12 protein-coding genes are annotated in these 16,310 nt (G+C 37.5%); 9 read left to right on the top strand and 3 right to left on the bottom strand.

Annotated elements, in window-relative coordinates; genetic code table 11:
• Positions 1-16 precede the first annotated feature (16 nt).
• The 3 genes from RHOW815_RS01010 (at position 17) to RHOW815_RS01000 (ending at position 2,378) form a co-directional block, all read left to right on the top strand.
• On the top strand, positions 17-1,273 hold the full coding sequence (locus RHOW815_RS01010) for a lysophospholipid acyltransferase family protein (protein WP_215216517.1): 1,257 nt from the start codon (positions 17-19) through the stop codon (positions 1,271-1,273).
• Positions 1,263-1,976, top strand: a complete 714-nt coding sequence (locus RHOW815_RS01005) for an RsmE family RNA methyltransferase (protein WP_215216516.1) — start codon at positions 1,263-1,265, stop codon at positions 1,974-1,976. Before RHOW815_RS01010 ends, RHOW815_RS01005 begins: the two co-directional genes overlap by 11 nt.
• Before the next feature lie 69 nt (positions 1,977-2,045).
• Positions 2,046-2,378 carry a hypothetical protein gene (locus RHOW815_RS01000; protein WP_215216515.1) on the top strand — a complete coding sequence of 111 codons (333 nt, stop codon included), beginning with the start codon at positions 2,046-2,048 and terminating at the stop codon, positions 2,376-2,378.
• A 4-nt stretch (positions 2,379-2,382) separates the two neighbouring features.
• Here the strand turns inward: RHOW815_RS01000 and pyk are convergent, their stop codons facing one another.
• Positions 2,383-3,825 carry a pyruvate kinase gene (gene pyk / locus RHOW815_RS00995; RefSeq protein WP_215216514.1) on the bottom strand — a complete coding sequence of 481 codons (1,443 nt, stop codon included), beginning with the start codon at positions 3,823-3,825 and terminating at the stop codon, positions 2,383-2,385.
• Positions 3,826-3,920: 95 nt separating this feature from the next.
• Here pyk and uvrA point away from each other — a divergent pair, with 95 nt between their 5' ends.
• The 4 genes from uvrA (at position 3,921) to RHOW815_RS00975 (ending at position 11,460) form a co-directional block, all read left to right on the top strand.
• Positions 3,921-9,548, top strand: a complete 5,628-nt coding sequence (uvrA, locus tag RHOW815_RS00990; protein WP_245397574.1) for an excinuclease ABC subunit UvrA — start codon at positions 3,921-3,923, stop codon at positions 9,546-9,548.
• Positions 9,549-9,702: 154 nt separating this feature from the next.
• Positions 9,703-10,560: a hypothetical protein gene (locus RHOW815_RS00985; RefSeq protein WP_215216513.1), complete on the top strand. Its 858-nt coding sequence runs from the start codon at positions 9,703-9,705 to the stop codon at positions 10,558-10,560.
• An 84-nt stretch (positions 10,561-10,644) separates the two neighbouring features.
• On the top strand, positions 10,645-10,956 hold the full coding sequence (locus RHOW815_RS00980; protein ID WP_215216512.1) for a hypothetical protein: 312 nt from the start codon (positions 10,645-10,647) through the stop codon (positions 10,954-10,956).
• 135 nt (positions 10,957-11,091) lie between these two features.
• Positions 11,092-11,460 carry a UbiA prenyltransferase family protein gene (locus tag RHOW815_RS00975; RefSeq protein ID WP_215216511.1) on the top strand — a complete coding sequence of 123 codons (369 nt, stop codon included), beginning with the start codon at positions 11,092-11,094 and terminating at the stop codon, positions 11,458-11,460.
• Here RHOW815_RS00975 and trpS read toward each other — a convergent pair.
• Positions 11,427-12,470, bottom strand: a complete 1,044-nt coding sequence (trpS, locus tag RHOW815_RS00970; protein WP_245397573.1) for a tryptophan--tRNA ligase — start codon at positions 12,468-12,470, stop codon at positions 11,427-11,429. The two genes, RHOW815_RS00975 and trpS, sit on opposite strands and share 34 nt — an antisense overlap.
• 109 nt (positions 12,471-12,579) lie before the next feature.
• On the opposite strand from trpS, the gene RHOW815_RS00965 reads away from it, so the two are divergent.
• Both RHOW815_RS00965 and RHOW815_RS00960 read left to right on the top strand, forming a co-directional pair.
• Positions 12,580-15,366: a protein kinase domain-containing protein gene (locus RHOW815_RS00965; RefSeq protein ID WP_256439892.1), complete on the top strand. Its 2,787-nt coding sequence runs from the start codon at positions 12,580-12,582 to the stop codon at positions 15,364-15,366.
• Entirely contained in the window at positions 15,344-15,880 is a 537-nt protein-coding gene (locus RHOW815_RS00960; protein ID WP_215216509.1) for an NUDIX hydrolase, read from the top strand. Before RHOW815_RS00965 ends, RHOW815_RS00960 begins: the two co-directional genes overlap by 23 nt.
• A gap of 173 nt (positions 15,881-16,053) precedes the next feature.
• Here RHOW815_RS00960 and RHOW815_RS09255 read toward each other — a convergent pair.
• Positions 16,054-16,310 (bottom strand): transposase (locus tag RHOW815_RS09255; RefSeq protein ID WP_502757465.1); only part of this gene is annotated, 257 nt, incomplete at its 5' end.

Genomic DNA, 16,310 nt, shown 5'->3' with positions numbered 1-16,310 from the left:
CTGTTATACATAAAAAATGTTCTCCGATCGTTTGGTATATTTTAGTATTTTAGTCTTTACCTGGCCTTTGCGTTGGCTATCTTATCGAAGTATTCATAAGATAGGCGCTTTTCTAGGGGCTTGTCTTTTCTATGGATCTTCCAAGTTCCGTAAGCGTGCATTGACCAATTTGAGCTTAGCTAGTAGTTTACATCTCTCTAAGAAGGAATTGGTTTCTCTAGCTAAGCGCTCTATACAAAATGTGATGATCACCTATTTAGAATACCCTAAGCTTTCTAGAGAAAAAAACATCCATCACCTTGTGCAGTGCGAAAATCCAGAACAGGTAGAGGGTTTGTACAAAGCAGGAACATCTCCGATCTTTTTTTGTGGACACCAAGCAAACTGGGAACTTTTTTTTCTAGAAGGATCTCAGCGCATGCGAGGGGTTGCTATAGGAAGACCGATTAAAAACCAATTTCTCTATAATTGGACACTTAAAATCAGACAAAAATACGGTGGTAAGATTATCCATCCCAGAGAAGCGGTAAGAGAAGGATTGAAAGCTTTAAGAGCAGGGTCTTTTTTGGGAATCGTCGGTGATCAAGGAATGCCAGAGAGGGGTTTGTGCTCCTCTTTCTTAGGCAGGAAAGCTTGGACATCTCCTATACCTGCATTGTTATCTTATCGGACAGGATCCCCTCTTGTTGTAGCAACTATGAAACGTCAAAAAACAGGCTACCATATTCGGTATTCCGAGCCTATTTGGCCTAATCGAAAAGCTCCTGCTCATCAAGAAATAGAGAGAATGATGCTGCAAGCCTTATCTATACTAGAGACAAGTATTATGGAAAAACCGGATCAATGGCTTTGGCTGCACAATCGTTGGAAACAACAAACCTTAAAAAGAATAAAAGGAAAGTTTCGTTTTGAGTCTATTTGTGTAATTTTGCCCCAAGAAAGATCTTTATTTGAAAAAATAGCTTCTGATTTGATAGCTTTTCGCGAAGTGTATCCGCATGAATTCATTACACTTAAAGTTCCTAAAAGCTACTCTGTACAAATCAAAGATATGCAAATAGAGTATTATGAAAAAGAAGAGGATCTTTTGCAGAGCAACTTCTGCTATAAGCTGATCTATAACTTTTCTTCTTACCACAAACTCTATCGTTATTTTTTAAAGCTATCGGCTTTTCAGATCATTTCTTTAGAGCAATTGTATCGCTTAGGAAATACGCAAGACGATCAACCTTTTTCTCAGGTTTTAAAAAGGGCGGTTTTGCGTGCCCCATAATCGATTTTTTTTAGAATCTTCTTTTCAAAAAGCAGATATCTTATCTGTTACTAGTAAAGAATTACATCATCTGAATGTGGACCGCATTCGTTTAAAAGAGAAAGTGGAATTGGTAAACGGAAAAAGACAGCTAGCTATCGGATCTGTTGTACAAATAGAAAAAACACGCATGCAAATAGAGATATTATCCGTAGTAAAAGAAGATGCTAAGCCAAGTATTATTATAGCTCAAGGGATTGCTAAGATGAACCATTTAGAATGGATCATAGAAAAAGCAACAGAGCTAAATGCCACAGAATTTTGGCTTTTTCCTGGGGAGCTGAGTGAAAAAAAAGGGGTTTCTGACCAGCAATTACACCGTCTACAAGCTCTTTCTATTGCAGCTCTTAAACAGTGTGGTAGACTTGATTTACCCGGTATAGAAATAAAACCTCCTCTTAACCAGTGGCAACAGATAAAAGCAACTATGTTAGTTGGCGATCTTTCTATACAAAATCCTTATTTATGGGAAATGCCTAAAAATGAGTGCATTCCTCCTATTATTTTCTGTATCGGACCAGAAAAAGGATTGTCTGATAGGGAAAAATCTTATGTAATCTCGCATTTACACGCTAAACCCATACGTCTTCATTCGAATATTCTAAGAACAGAAACAGCTAGTTTAGTAGCACTTAGTTTAATACAATCTAAAATAAAAATATAATTAATAGTAAATCGTTGAATTATTTATATAGTAAATGTAGGATGAAATTATAAACTAAGGAGTATGCGTATGAGCGCTTTTCAACCCTCTTCAGGAGCTCATCCTCTTTTCATCAAAGAGGCTGAAAAATTAAAGGCAAAAGTCGATTCTTTAATTTCTAAGATCCAACAAGATGAACACTTTAGTCCCAGCCGCAAAGAAATAGGAAAGCACGCAAAAACCTTGATGGATTTAATGAATCAATACCATGATCAATTCCACAATCATGAAAATTTTCTTAAGGCGGCTTTGATTGATCTAACTGCTATTCCAGAAATGGCACCTCAAATGCAAAAGCTTTCTTTTTTAACAGCTTTAAAAGAGGCCTCTAAAGAATTGCAGCTATTTCTTAAGTGCTACTAAACATTTAAGAGAAACTATTGCCTCCGATGGTTTCTACAATCATGGTGTTAGTTGTTCTACTAATTCCAAAAGGATCTCCTGCTACCACTACCACCAAATCTCCTAACTGTACAATTTCTTGCTCTAGAGCAAAGTTACTTATTTGTATAAAAGCCTCTTGGATATTTTTTTGTGCGGAAGATAACGCGGGGGTAACCCCCCATTCAAGAGCTAATTGATGATACACTTTAACATGGGGAGTTAAAGCAATAATAGGAATTTCTGGGCGAAGACGGGATAGAGCTCGTGCAGAAAACCCGCTATTGGTAAAAACAAAAATTGCCTTAGCATGAGAACTATAGGCGGTTTTAACCGAGGCTAGAGCTACAGAGTTTGTTATGGCTATATCCTTAAAACCTATTGCCGAATCATTAGCAAATAATTGCCGGTAATTAAAATCCTTTTCGGTCTCTTCTGCAATCTCTTTCATCATTTGCACTGCTTGAATAGGGTATTTTCCAGCAGCGGTCTCTCCTGATAACATGACAGCAGATGTGCTATCATAGATAGCATTAGCTACATCTGACACCTCAGCACGTGTGGGCAGAGGGTTTGCAATCATTGATTCTAGCATTTGGGTTGCAGTCACAACGGGTTTACCTGCCTGACGACACTTACGAATCATCATTTTCTGTAATCGAGGTACTTGGTTTAAAGGCAGTTCTACTCCTAAATCTCCTCTTGCTACCATGATCCCATCTGCCACTTGCAAAATGGCATCAAAATTTTGTATACCTAAACTATTTTCTATTTTAGCAATAATAAGAATCTCAGACCTTTCTTGATCCATCAACAACTGCTTGATTTCTAAAACATGTTCAGCAGAACGAATAAAAGAAGCGGCAATCAGATCAACGCCTAATCTGCAGCCAAATACAATATCCTCTATATCTTGCTTTGTCATAGAAGGCAGATTGATATTAATTCCCGGGACATTGACACCCCTGTAAGATCGAATAACCCCATGATTTTCTATTTCAACTAAAACCCCTTTTTTAGAGATTGCTACAACTTTGGTTAGTATATAGCCGTCATCAAACAAAACTTGAGCGTCTACTTGAAGAGAATCAAGCACAAAAGAGGGCTGGATAACTATGCCATTAGCATCTCCTAGCACCTTTTCCTTGGTAATTAATATTTTTTGTTTGGGGAAAACTTCCAAACAATTATTTTTAATGGCCCCCAAACGGATTTCAGGTCCCTTGGTATCCAGCATAATAGCAAGAGGAACCGCCTTCTCCTTATGCGCTTTTTTTAGCATTTCAATGGTTTCTCGATGTTCTTGAGGGCTTCCATGGCTAAAATTTAAGCGGGCTACGTTCATCCCTGCATCGATGAGTTGTAGAATTTTTTCATAGCTTCTAACAGAGGGGCCAATCGTACAAATGATTTTTGTCTTTCTTAACATGTGCTATAAACTATTATTTAATGGTTGTCTAAAAGGATTATGATACTTAATGCAAGTATTTCAAAAAAAGGGAAATAATGTATGATTTGTTGTCTATGCGCCAGATTATTTTAAAAAAAGTAGCCGTTCACAACTTAAAAGAAGTAAATCTTACTTTAAATCACAACCAACTGATTGTGTTTACAGGCGTATCGGGATCGGGTAAATCCTCATTAGCTTTTTCTGCCATTTACGTGGAAGGACAAAGGCGTTATTTACAATCTCTTTCTACTTATGCCAGACGCCATTTAGGAGATCTGCCTAAACCGAAGGCAGAAAGTATAGAAGGAATATCCCCTACTGTAGCCATTGAACAAAAAACAGCTGGTCGCAATCCAAGATCTACGGTAGGAACAATCACGCAAATCTATGACTATCTACGTGTTCTTTTTGCACGAGTGGGCATTGCTCATTGCCCTATTAGTAAGCAAATAGTAACCCCTCAAAGCATGAGTCAAATCATACGGCGCATCCAAAAACTTAAAACAGGTACTAAAATTTTGATTTTAGCGCCCTATGCTTCCAATAAAAAAGCAGAATTCAAAGAAGATTTTAAAGAGCTTTTGCGTAAAGGATTTACCAAAATACTCCTAGATGGAAAAATGGTTAATCTAACAGAAGAGATTGCGATCGATGGAAAAGTAGCACACGATGTAGATCTCATTATTGACCGACTGACTCTTGATCCAACTGAAGAGAAAAGACTTCTTGAATCCATTTCTCAAGCGTTAGAAGCAGGTCTTGGCGTTATGCGCGTCATCCTTGTCGATACACAAGAAGAGCTGCTTTTTTCAGAGCATGCTTTCTCTTCAGAATCTGGGTTATCTTATGCCCCTTTAGAACCCTCTGATTTTTCTTTTAATCACCCTAAAGGGATGTGTCCAAGATGTCTAGGATTGGGAAGGATAGAAGATTTTGATTTGGAGAAAATCATCAACCCCAACCTGTCTATTAAAGAAGACTGCTGCACAGTTGCAGGATCTTATAATACAGTACGCTGGGGCAATATTTACGATAATTTAGCTCGTATTTACGGCTTTAGTGTGAGTACTTCTTGGAAAAAGCTTTCTGATAAAGCCAAACAAGTATTTCTATACGGAATAGAGCAAAAATGGACACCCATGAAATTTGTCCATCCTATAAAAAAAACGCGCTGGACGGAATATGTGCATTTTAAAGGCGTATTAGCTGATGCAAAAGAGCGTTACGAGCAAGCACAAAGCGATCTTTATCGTGCAAAAATTCAAGAATTACTTATACCATCCATCTGTCCTAGTTGTTTAGGAGAGCGCATTAAACCCTATCCTGCAGCAACTACTATTCATGGAAAAAGAATTGCGGAAATTACCCATCTATCTATTCATGATGCTTATACTTTTTTTGAAAACCTTGTCTTTACCGATGAAGAACAGATCATTGCAGAAGAACTTTTAAAAGAGATCAAGCAACGTCTTGCTTTTTTAAAAGGAGTCGGTTTGCATTATCTCAGCCTTGAGCGCAGCGCACCTACTTTGTCTGGAGGAGAGACGCAACGTGTACGTTTGGCTACACAAATTGGCTCAGGACTTGTCGGCGCCACATATGTACTCGATGAGCCTTCGGTAGGTCTGCATCCACAAGACAACACCCAGCTGCTACATACTTTAAGAAAACTCAAAGAGCTAGGCAATACTGTGATTGTTGTAGAGCACGATGAAGAAACCATTCGCGCAGCAGATACAATTGTCGACGTAGGCCCAAAAGCAGGAAAAGAAGGAGGTGAAATTATCTCTTGTGGCTCACTTGAAGATTTACTGAATACTCCTTCTTCTCTTACAGGTGCCTATCTTTCTGGCAAATTAAATATTCTCATTCCTAAACGACGCACAAGCACTTCTTTTTTAACTATAGAAGGAGCTTCTCATCACAATCTACAGCAAGTTACCCTGAAAATTCCCTTGCATTTGCTCGTTGCGATTACAGGGGTATCGGGATCGGGTAAGTCCTCTTTAATTACAGATACCCTTTATCCGATACTCGATAATGCTCTTCACCGTGCAAAACTACCCATTGGAACTTATAAAAACATAAAAGGCATAGAACAAATTGATAAAGTGATTGCGATTGACCAAACCCCCATAGGCAGAACCTCCAGATCAAATCCCGCTACTTTCATTAAACTCTTCGACGATATTCGCGATCTATACAGTCAACTTCCGCAAAGCATTGCGCAAGGGTATGCAGCAGGTCGTTTTAGTTTTAACGTTAAGCAAGGATCTTGTATCCATTGCCATGGCATGGGAATGATCAAAGTCGATATGGATTTTATGGAAGATGAATGGATAGAGTGCTCGATTTGCGAAGGGAAAAGATTTGATGAAAATACTCTATCCATTACCTATAAAGGGAAAACGATCTACGATGTTTTAGAAATGACTATTGCAGAAGCGTCTGTATTTTTTTCCTCTATTCCTCATATCCATCAAAAATTAGACATGTTGCATCAAGTAGGGCTTGAGTATTTAAAATTAGGCCAAGCCTCGCCTACTCTATCAGGTGGCGAAGCACAGCGGATTAAGTTGGCTAAAGAACTTTGTCGTTCCAGTAGAGGACATACCGTGTACATTTTAGATGAGCCCACAACGGGACTACATTTTTATGACATTGATAAGCTACTTCAAGTATTGCAAAAACTTGTTAACAAAGGTCATAGTGTTTTGGTAATCGAGCATAACATCGACCTGATTAAAATAGCGGACTGGGTTGTCGAATTAGGGCCTGAAGGAGGAAAAAAAGGAGGTAAAATCATCGCCTCTACAACTCCTGAAAAGCTGGCTAAAATGCACACTCCTACCGCTTTTTTTATCAAACAGGCATTAAAATCTCTACCTTTGCTACCACCATCTTCTACGATAGATCTAAGGCAACAAAACCAGTTAATTACCGTTGTAAAAGCTTCCCAGAATAACTTGAAAGAAATCGATGTTTCTATTCCTAGAAATAAAATCACTCTCTGTACAGGTCCTTCTGGTTCAGGGAAATCTTCCTTAGCTTTTGAAACACTCTATGCAGAAGGACAAAGGCGCTACATTGAATCTCTCTCTCCTTATGCACGGCAGTTTGTCAAACAAATGCCTAAGCCTAAAGTAGAGTCTATTGAAAATCTCTCCGCTGCCATTGCAATTGAACAAAAAAATCATGCGGGTAATCCCAGATCTACTATCGGTACCATGACGGAGATCTATGATTTTTTACGTATCCTTTATGCACACTTAGGCATTCCTCACTGTCCTGAGACAAAAGAACAAATCCGTACCATTAGCAAACAATATGTAGTAAAGAGCCTAACTCAATTACCTCTACATACTAAAATACAAGTCCTTTCTCCAATAGAACTCAAGCGCTGTGAGAGCTTTACCGAGCTTACCAAACGTCTACAGAAATTAGGCTACTTGCGTATTCGTTTAGATAATACCTATTTTACCTTAGATGATCCTATTCCCTTTGATCCCAATCGCAGACATCAATTATTTCTGGTCATTGATCGTCTGCAGGTAGAGCCTCAAATAGAACAGCGCTTGTTTGATGCGATTGAAAAAGCCTCCGATCTTTCTAAAGGATCTCTTGTCGTAGCTCTGGAAGATCGAGACTTATTTTTCAATCTCTCTTTTGCAGTCCCTAGTACCGGCAAGTCTTATCCACCTATTACTCCACATACCTTTTCGTTTAACACAGAACAAGGGATGTGTTTAGAATGTCATGGCCTGGGATTTCAATATGGAGCCGATCTTTATAGATTTCCAGAGATAATGAAGCTCTCTTCTTATGAACTCATCTGTATTTTTTGGAAAGAAGCTGCCTCTAAATACTGCCTTAAAGTTTTTTATCAATTATTAAAAAAACAGATAATCGATCCTAATCAACCCATTCAATCTCTTCTACCAGAGCAGATCCATTTTCTTTTTAACGGGGCTAAAGAAACCATTTCTTTAGATCATTTAGAACTGCAATGGCTAGGATTTAACTCTATACTTGCCAACCTAGCAAAATTAGGAGATGCCCCTACTAAACAAATCCTTTCTACCCTGCTCAATCAAAGCACATGCTTTGCTTGCCAAGGTAGAAGATTAAATCCTCTTGCTCGTCATGTTACCATCAATCAGGTATCGATTGTAGATCTGTGTCATTTTTCTATTGACCAAGCTATACATTTTGTAAGTTCTTTAACAGCTGATGTTGAGTTCATGCAAGATGTCCTAGACCAAATCACTCAACGCTTAAAGCTTTTGCAAATGATCGGCCTTGAATATCTCTCTTTGGAGCGCAGCGCTCCTACTCTCTCTGGCGGAGAAACTCAACGCATTCGATTAGCCAGACAAATTGGCAGTGGTTTAACAGGCTGCCTTTATGTATTGGATGAACCAACCATTGGCCTGCACCCCTATGATAATGAAAAGCTCAACCGCGCCCTTCTTCACCTTTGTCAACTAGGCAATACCCTTGTTTTAGTGGAACACGATCCGCTCACGATTCAACTCGCCGATTATGTATTGGACTTTGGGCCAAAAGCAGGAAAAGAAGGCGGTAAAATTATCGCACAAGGCACTCTGCAAGAAATTAAAGACAACCCTCATTCTCTAACCGGGGCTTATTTAACAGGAAAAAAGAAAATCCCTCTTTCCTCCCGTCGAAAACCCTTTTCTTTTATCAAGATAAAAAATGCGCACCTACACAATCTAAAAAAGATTACTACACAAATTCCTTTACACGTTTGGACCTGTCTTTCAGGCGTATCAGGATCTGGTAAATCCACTCTATTAACCGATCTAATCTATCCTGCTGCTTTAGAAGCTATCCGTACAAAAAAATCGGAGTTTGCTTACTCAAACACACACTTTAGCAATCTAGCTGTCGATAAGGTCCTTATGCTCGATCAAAATCCCATTGGCCAAACCAATCGATCTGATATTACTACCTATGTGGATTTACTCGCTTCTCTTCGCCTATTTTTCTCTGCACTTCCCGAAGCTAAAAAACGTGGTCTTGTTCCTAAAAACTTTAGCTTTAATCATCCTAAAGGAATGTGCATAACCTGCCAAGGACATGGAATCAGACGTGTTTCCCTACAATTTCTACCCGATGTATCTATCGTTTGTGAATCATGCAAAGGTTTTCGTCTTAATGCCCTTAGTCTTACTGTAACCTATAAAGGCCAACACCTCGGGCATATTCTACATATGACAGTAGAACAAGCTCTTTCTTTCCTTCCTCCCATTCCCAAAGCTATACGCATTTTAGAAACCCTACAAACAGTCGGTCTTGGTTATCTAGCTCTTGGTCAAGAAATAGCTACCCTCTCCGGAGGAGAGGCTCAGCGCCTACGCCTTAGCCGCGAGCTATCTAAATCTGCACGAGGACATACTCTTTATTTATTTGACGAACCCTCCGTCGGTCTTCATGCAGACGACATCGCTAAACTCATTCCCATCTTCCAAAAACTAGTCGATAAAGGCCACACGGTAATCATGATCGAGCATAACCTTGATTTACTCTCTTCTGCAGATTACCTCATTGATCTAGGTCCCGGCAGTGGTCTAAACGGAGGAGAAATCATGGCAAAGGGAACTCCCGAACAGGTAGCAAAAAGTTCTCAATCAAGAACTGCGCCCTATTTAAAAGAACATTTAATCTTTCTCAAGAAGTAACTTACCTCTGTAGTTTCTTTTTCAATTGCTTCTGGATTTTTATATTCTACTAGTTCATAAGTGAAGAAAATCAATTTACTTTAATAAGTAAATTAAAAAATATAAATAATTAAATTAATATTAATTCATTATTATAAAATTGGAGTGATATATCATGGCGATTGTAGTTACTACAAGCAACTCAGCAAGCACTAGTAATATTAATAATCTATTAGAGGTTAAGAAAATTACCTCTGATGAAGAAGAATCTATAGATAAAAAAGTTTTAGACATTGTTCTTATTGCCCTAAAACAAATGTCTATAAAAAACCACTGTTCTTATTGCCCTAAAACAAATGTCTATAAAAAACCAAGGTCTTATTTTACAAAAACAAGAAAAAACATTCATAGAAAAGCTCTTATTTCACAAAAACAAGATCTTACTTCACAAAACCAAGCTCTTATTTCACAACAACAAGATCTTACTTCACAAAACCAAGCTCTTATTTCACAAAAACAAGATCTTACTTCACAAAACCAAGCTCTTATTTTACAAAAACAAGATCTTACTTCACAAAACCAAGCTCTTATTTTACAAAAACAAGATCTTACTTCACAAAACCAAGCTCTTATTTCACAACAACAAGAAGAGAAAAAGACTACTATTCCACCACCACCACCACCTCCTCCTCCTTCTTCTGTAGAAGATACAAAGAAGATAGAGAAAAAACAAGCAGAATCTGATTCTAATTGTACGAATGGAGCAAAAGTTCCTAAATTTAAAATACTATATCCAACACAAGAATTAATAAAAAATCAATACAATAAAATAGTAAACAAGCCTAAGGAAGCTAGCCCATTGCCCCAAACTAGTACAATGCTTTCGTTAGAAGCTGAACCACTACAGAATAGAACTAATCTTCGCAGAACGCAATCCATGCATGTAAAAAGCAATTATAAACAAACTGAAGAACAGGGATTATCAGTTTCTGATAGAATAAAGCAGTTTAATTCAGTCGAAAAAACAGAATAGACAGGAAAACATTCAGTCTATTTAAAGATAACTTGCTCATTTTTAATAATTATTAAATAAAAAAATAAATAGGAAAATTATTATATGTCTATACCTGTTACATCAAATACTATGTCTAACCTCCTAGATAACTCACATAAAATAACAGAGGATTTACAGCATTGGTTTGAATCATATCAAGCACCACAGCTTAAATTATGTTATGCTAATATCTCTTATCTTCCCAAAAGCGAGACAATTCAGAAACTAGAGGAGAACTCCCCTCCTAAACCATGTCATGCTAAAATTACTTATCATGGAGGGAAATATACAAAAACCTTCCAAGAACACATAAATCAGAGCTTAAAACAACAAAATCCCTTTTCTGAAAGAAAAACTATCAGAAACTCTATCTAATAATGACCTAAATTGTTATTTAAAATGATTAATACAAGTAGTGATATAATTTATCACTACTGTTTATAATTAAAATTAATTAAAGTTTGAAATAAAAATGACTTTCTTTTTAGAGTGAAGAAAAAGGAAAAAATCATGTATCACCCTCTTGTTTCTAGAAGACGCGCTAAGGTATTCTCTGTAGCTTTATTTTTGATTGGGCTGGCTATCATCAGTTACTTACATACTTGGTGGCCTGCTATTATGTTAGTAATTGGATTGCCTTTAGCTTTTAGACAGTATTTACTAGGGCGATTTTACGATATGGTCATTACTCTCTTTGTGTTTGTGGGAGTGTTTATCACCGTACAATTTGATATATGGGAGGTTTTACTACCTGTCTTATTTGCTACAGGTGGGATCTACTTGTTGTTTCGCGAGTTCATGGAAGGCAAGGAAGAAACCCTTGCTGAAGAGGAAGAAGACCTCAATCATGAGCTGGAAGAAGATGATGAAGAAAAGTAATCTAATCCCATTGCTTGACGAACTTCTATAAGAGTTTGATGCGTAACCAGATTAGCCCTATCCGTACCTTTTTGGAGTATATTCATCACTTCACGAGGATCTTGTGCGTAATGCTCTCGTCTTTTGCGAATGGGTTCTAGAAAAGCTTGTAGAACTTCGTTTAAGCGTTTTTTAACCACTGCATCCCCTAAACCTCCTTTACGATATTTTTGTTTAAGGTCTTCTAAAAAAGAGAGATCCGGATCAAAGCAATCAAGGTAGGTAAAAACAGGACTTGCTTCCACATTGCCTGGATCTTCTACTCGGGTGTGGTTGGGGTCGCTATACATACCTTTGATTTTTTTGGAAATGAGTTCAGGAGAATCGGATAAAAAGATAGCATTATTCAGCGATTTACTCATTTTTTCTTTACCATCAAGACCTGGTAAGCGCGATACCTTTGTAGTAAGCGCTTTACAGCTAGTGAATACATTCGTGTTGTAGGCATGATTAAAATGGCGTACAAGCTCATTGGTTTGCTCAATCATGGGTAGCTGATCTTCTCCAACCGGGACTATATCTGCCTTAAAAGCTGTGATATCCGCTGCTTGGCTAACCGGATATATCATAAATCCAGCAGCGATATTTTTTTCATACCCTTTTTGTAAAATTTCCCTCTTGATGGTGGGATTATGCTTCAAACGATTCCAAGTAACAAGATTTAAAAAATAAGAGGTAAGCTCAAATAAAGGAGGTATTAATGACTGAATAAAGATAGTGGTTTGCTCAGAGTCTATTCCTACAGCAAGGTAATCTAGTGCCACTTGTAGAATATTTTCTCGTACTTTTTTAGGATCTTTTGCATTATCGGTTAATGCTTGTGCATCTGCAATCATAACAAATTGTCTACACGTTTTTTGTAAATCTAGTCGACTTTTTAGAGATCCTACATAATGACCGATATGCAAAGGTCCTGTTGGTCGATCTCCTGTTAGTACAATTTGTTTAACCAAAAGCTGAGCTCCTATCATTTTTTTCTTGCAAAAATCTACCTAAAACTCTACCAAATACAACACTTGAAGATGATAAAGGTAAAAACATTGAAATCATATTAGCATTTAGCGGATTTAAATTGAACTCATGAGCTTAAGATTTGATCATTCTAGTTCCTATCAAATCCTACGAAGTTTGGGCAAAGGAGGTATGGGAGAGGTTTTATTAGCCCAAGAAGGGGTATCTGGTCGACTAGTTGCCCTTAAAAGGATGCGCGCAGAATTAAAAGATAGTGCGGTTTTAAGAGAGCGTTTTTTAAGAGAAGCCCGGGTAACGGCTACTCTGACGCATCCTTCCATTATCCCTGTATTTAACATCTATGCTGATCAAGCAATCCCTTATTTTACGATGCCTTATGTAGAAGGAGAAACACTTAAAAAAATCTTAAAAACCGCTTTTGAAGAGGAGAAAATAGCCGAGCCCAAACATCCTATTGGCAGCTCCATTATGGCGCTTACTCGTATTTTTCTCTCTGTGTGCGAAGCCATTGCTTATACGCATTCTAAAGGAATTCTACATAGAGATTTAAAACCTGATAATATTATCGTTGGAAAATATGGAGAAGTGCTCATTTTAGATTGGGGCTTAGCTGATTTCATAGGCCAAGAAGAAACCTCTTTTTCCGAGCTCATGGGAAATTACCAGAATCTTACAAGACCAGGAAAAGTACCAGGTACACTTAATTACCTTGCACCAGAGCGTGCAAAAGGAGAACAATCCACCCCTTTAAGCGACATTTATTCTCTAGGCGTAATTCTATATCAAATACTCACCCTTCGCCTGCCTTTTTATCGAAGCTCTTTACGTAGTTTTCGTAAAACTATGCATTTAGAAAAATGGATTAACCCCACAGAAATCGCTCCCTATAGAGATATTTCTGTGCATCTCTCTGATATTGCAAAACGCTGTTTACAACCAATTGCATCTGATCGATTTGAAAGCGTTGATGATATGATCGTTGAGCTCAAAAAGTTTATAGAAGGCAAACCTGAATGGGTTTTAACATCTGAGCTAGATATTAATTGCAAGCAAGATTGGGCCTTTCAGGAAAATATTTTATTCACTAAACATCTAGCAATTACAAGATCTCCAGAGGTCATGGAATGGCTACAATTAATGCTTTCAAAAGATTCCTTTAATGGAAACATTCGAGTTGAAACAGAGATTTACATCCAATCTCATTCAGTAGGAATGGGACTATTATTTACTACTACTGAGGTAAATAAACGAGGGATTCTCCGAGAGGGATATACTATATGGTTCAATCAGTCTCCTATGAGCTGCAGGCTTTTCTATGGTAGTGCTGAAGTTATGACTGTAAATGATTTAGATATTCCCCAAAATATCGCATTGAGTTTGCAGATCGATAAAATGGATAACCATTTATATGTCTATTTAAATCACACACTAATTTGTCACTATATAAGTTTGATTCCTTTGCCTACGACTCAGATTGCTTTAGTATCCTACGATAATTATTTTACCGTTTCTAATATTCGGATTAGCTTAGGGAGTCAAAATGCAATGATTAATTGCTTAGCGATTCCCGATGCTTTTTTATCTAATAAAAATTATAGCAAAGCACTGTTAGAGTATCGACGAATAGGCAACTCTTTTTCTGGGCGCATGGAGGGAAGGGAGGCTTTATTTCGCGCAGGGATTACTTTAATTAAATACGCAACTGTACAGAAGAAATCTAGCGAAAGAGAACGACTGTATTTATTTGCTTTGGATGAATTTAGCAAATTGCGCCATACTCCCGGAGCTCCTTTAGAATATTTAGGCAAATCGCTTGTTTATAAAGAGACCCAAGAGATTGAAGAAGAAATTAAATGTTTAGAAATCTGTATCCGCAAATACTCAAAGCACCCTTTGTTTAAAATGATTGTTGAACAAATCATGATGCGCCTACATCAAACCTCTTCTTATAAACGCATACCTGCTTACCATTTTGCCCTTTTAGCTCTGCGCCATCTTCCTAAATTATTTACTTCCTCAGAAAACAAACGCATTGTTACCCTACTTAATCAGTATCTTGAACCAATTCCCTTTTTTATCCATTTAGACAATCAAGATAAAATGACGAAGTATTCAGATCTTAGCTGCCAGTTAGCCTTTTGGTTAGCAAAGCCAATTACTCTGATTGAAATTTTAGAAAATACGCCTCCTCTATTTATTCTAACCAATGCGTTCTTTGGTTTATTAGCAATGGGGTTTGACCATTGGGTAGGAGAAAACTTACACCTCTGTTCTGATCCCGTAGAAGCAGAGAAAATTCAAATTGCTTGTTTAGGGCACAAAAAAGGATTTCCATTGGCTATTCAAACCTATCTCACTCAATTTCCCGGGGCTAAAAATGCTTCAAGAGCACTCTATTACTTACTTGATCAAACGATACTAAAAAATAAAATAGAGTCTCTATATTCAGAAGAGCTCTTTGAGTTATTTATCCAGAACCAACAACTAGCTCCTCTTGGAGTAGAATTGTTATTGCTCCAAAATCGATGGAGCGCGGCAGAAAAACTCATTACTTACTATCACTTAGAAGATTTACAAGATGATTCTTCTGTTTTTTATCCACTGATAGGTTGTTGGTTATGTTATAAACAGTCAGAGGCTAAAGCCATTTCCTATCTTAAAGGAGCAATAGATGCTCCCTTTCCCACTAGTAAGCTATTACTCAGCTATTTTTTACAGGGAAAAATAACTAATAAAGCTTGGAGTCAAACAGCTTTGACTTGGGAAAAGATTTCCTTATTTCGTCAATTGCGTTTGTTTTTTCATTGTACTGGAAATCAAAAAAAAGCCAAACTCTACTCTAATCGCATTCATAAAGAAATACGCTCTATCCATGTCAAATACCACTATCCCTAAAATAGAAAAAAGCCAGTTTGCTTATCATGGCTTTTTTGATGTACACGTTGATTCCTTAAGATGGCCAACAGGATTTCAAAATACCTATACTCGTCTTGATCTTTGCTCTTCTGCAGCAGTTGTTTTAGCCCGCATTGCGGATGGGCGCTTTATCATCAATTTAGAATATAGACATCCCACAGGAAAATGGCTGCTCAGTTGCCCAGGAGGAAGGGTTGATCAAAGTGAAACCCCATTAGAAGCTGTTAAAAGAGAGCTACTCGAAGAAACCGGTTATGGAGGAGGGACCTGGCAAGCACTTCCTTCTATTTATCCCCTTCCTGCTATAACAGATCAGAGAATATTTTATTTTTTGGCTCAAGATGTAGTTCATCTATCTGCTGCTAAAGTAGAGGAATCAGAACTCATTAAAACCTTATTAAAAACAAAACAAGAGCTGTATCAAGAGATTCAAAATAAAACCCCGGTAGATGGCATCTTATGCACAGCTCTATTTCTATGGCAGCTTTTATAAGTTATTGAGATTGATTACAGAAAAACACTATTTTTATATAATAAAAGAAATACACTTCATACTTTTACAGTTATTCCCAAAAGATGGGTTCTAGAGCGTTCTTTTGCGTGGATAGAAAATACTCGCAGGCTATGGAAAAATTGCGAAAGAAAACTATATATACTAGTGCCGATTCAAACGGCTAGCTTAATGGGATTTAAGTCAACGACTTGAAACTTGTCGTTTATCCTACATTTCAAAATATCTGTTATTTTCGGTATCTCTTCTAAGAAGAATCCTCTAATTGCCTGAAAAAAAGTCACCGACGTTTCGTAATATCGATTGTATACCTTCTTTTCCTTTAAGATCTTCCACAAGCGTTCAATAGGATTCAAATTCGGCGAATAAGGAGGGAGATAGTGCACTTTAATCCTAGAAGACATCAGAAACT

Origin of the sequence: Candidatus Rhabdochlamydia sp. W815 (genome assembly GCF_018642185.1) — a bacterium.
Classification (GTDB): domain Bacteria; phylum Chlamydiota; class Chlamydiia; order Chlamydiales; family Rhabdochlamydiaceae; genus Rhabdochlamydia; species Rhabdochlamydia oedothoracis.
Note: the sequence above shows the minus strand (reverse complement) of the source record. Positions and strands in the feature narration are given on the sequence as shown.

Bases quoted from the DNA above. Each gene is read 5' to 3' on its own strand.
- RHOW815_RS01010 (WP_215216517.1), top strand. From the start codon at position 17: ATGTTCTCCGATCGTTTGGTATATTTTAGTATTTTAGTCTTTACCTGG.
- RHOW815_RS01000 (WP_215216515.1), top strand. From the start codon at position 2,046: ATGAGCGCTTTTCAACCCTCTTCAGGAGCTCATCCTCTTTTCATCAAA.
- pyk (WP_215216514.1), bottom strand. From the start codon at position 3,825: ATGTTAAGAAAGACAAAAATCATTTGTACGATTGGCCCCTCTGTTAGA.
- uvrA (WP_245397574.1), top strand. From the start codon at position 3,921: ATGCGCCAGATTATTTTAAAAAAAGTAGCCGTTCACAACTTAAAAGAA.
- RHOW815_RS00985 (WP_215216513.1), top strand. From the start codon at position 9,703: ATGGCGATTGTAGTTACTACAAGCAACTCAGCAAGCACTAGTAATATT.
- RHOW815_RS00980 (WP_215216512.1), top strand. From the start codon at position 10,645: ATGTCTATACCTGTTACATCAAATACTATGTCTAACCTCCTAGATAAC.
- RHOW815_RS00975 (WP_215216511.1), top strand. From the start codon at position 11,092: ATGTATCACCCTCTTGTTTCTAGAAGACGCGCTAAGGTATTCTCTGTA.
- trpS (WP_245397573.1), bottom strand. From the start codon at position 12,470: ATGATAGGAGCTCAGCTTTTGGTTAAACAAATTGTACTAACAGGAGAT.
- RHOW815_RS00965 (WP_256439892.1), top strand. From the start codon at position 12,580: ATGAGCTTAAGATTTGATCATTCTAGTTCCTATCAAATCCTACGAAGT.
- RHOW815_RS00960 (WP_215216509.1), top strand. From the start codon at position 15,344: ATGTCAAATACCACTATCCCTAAAATAGAAAAAAGCCAGTTTGCTTAT.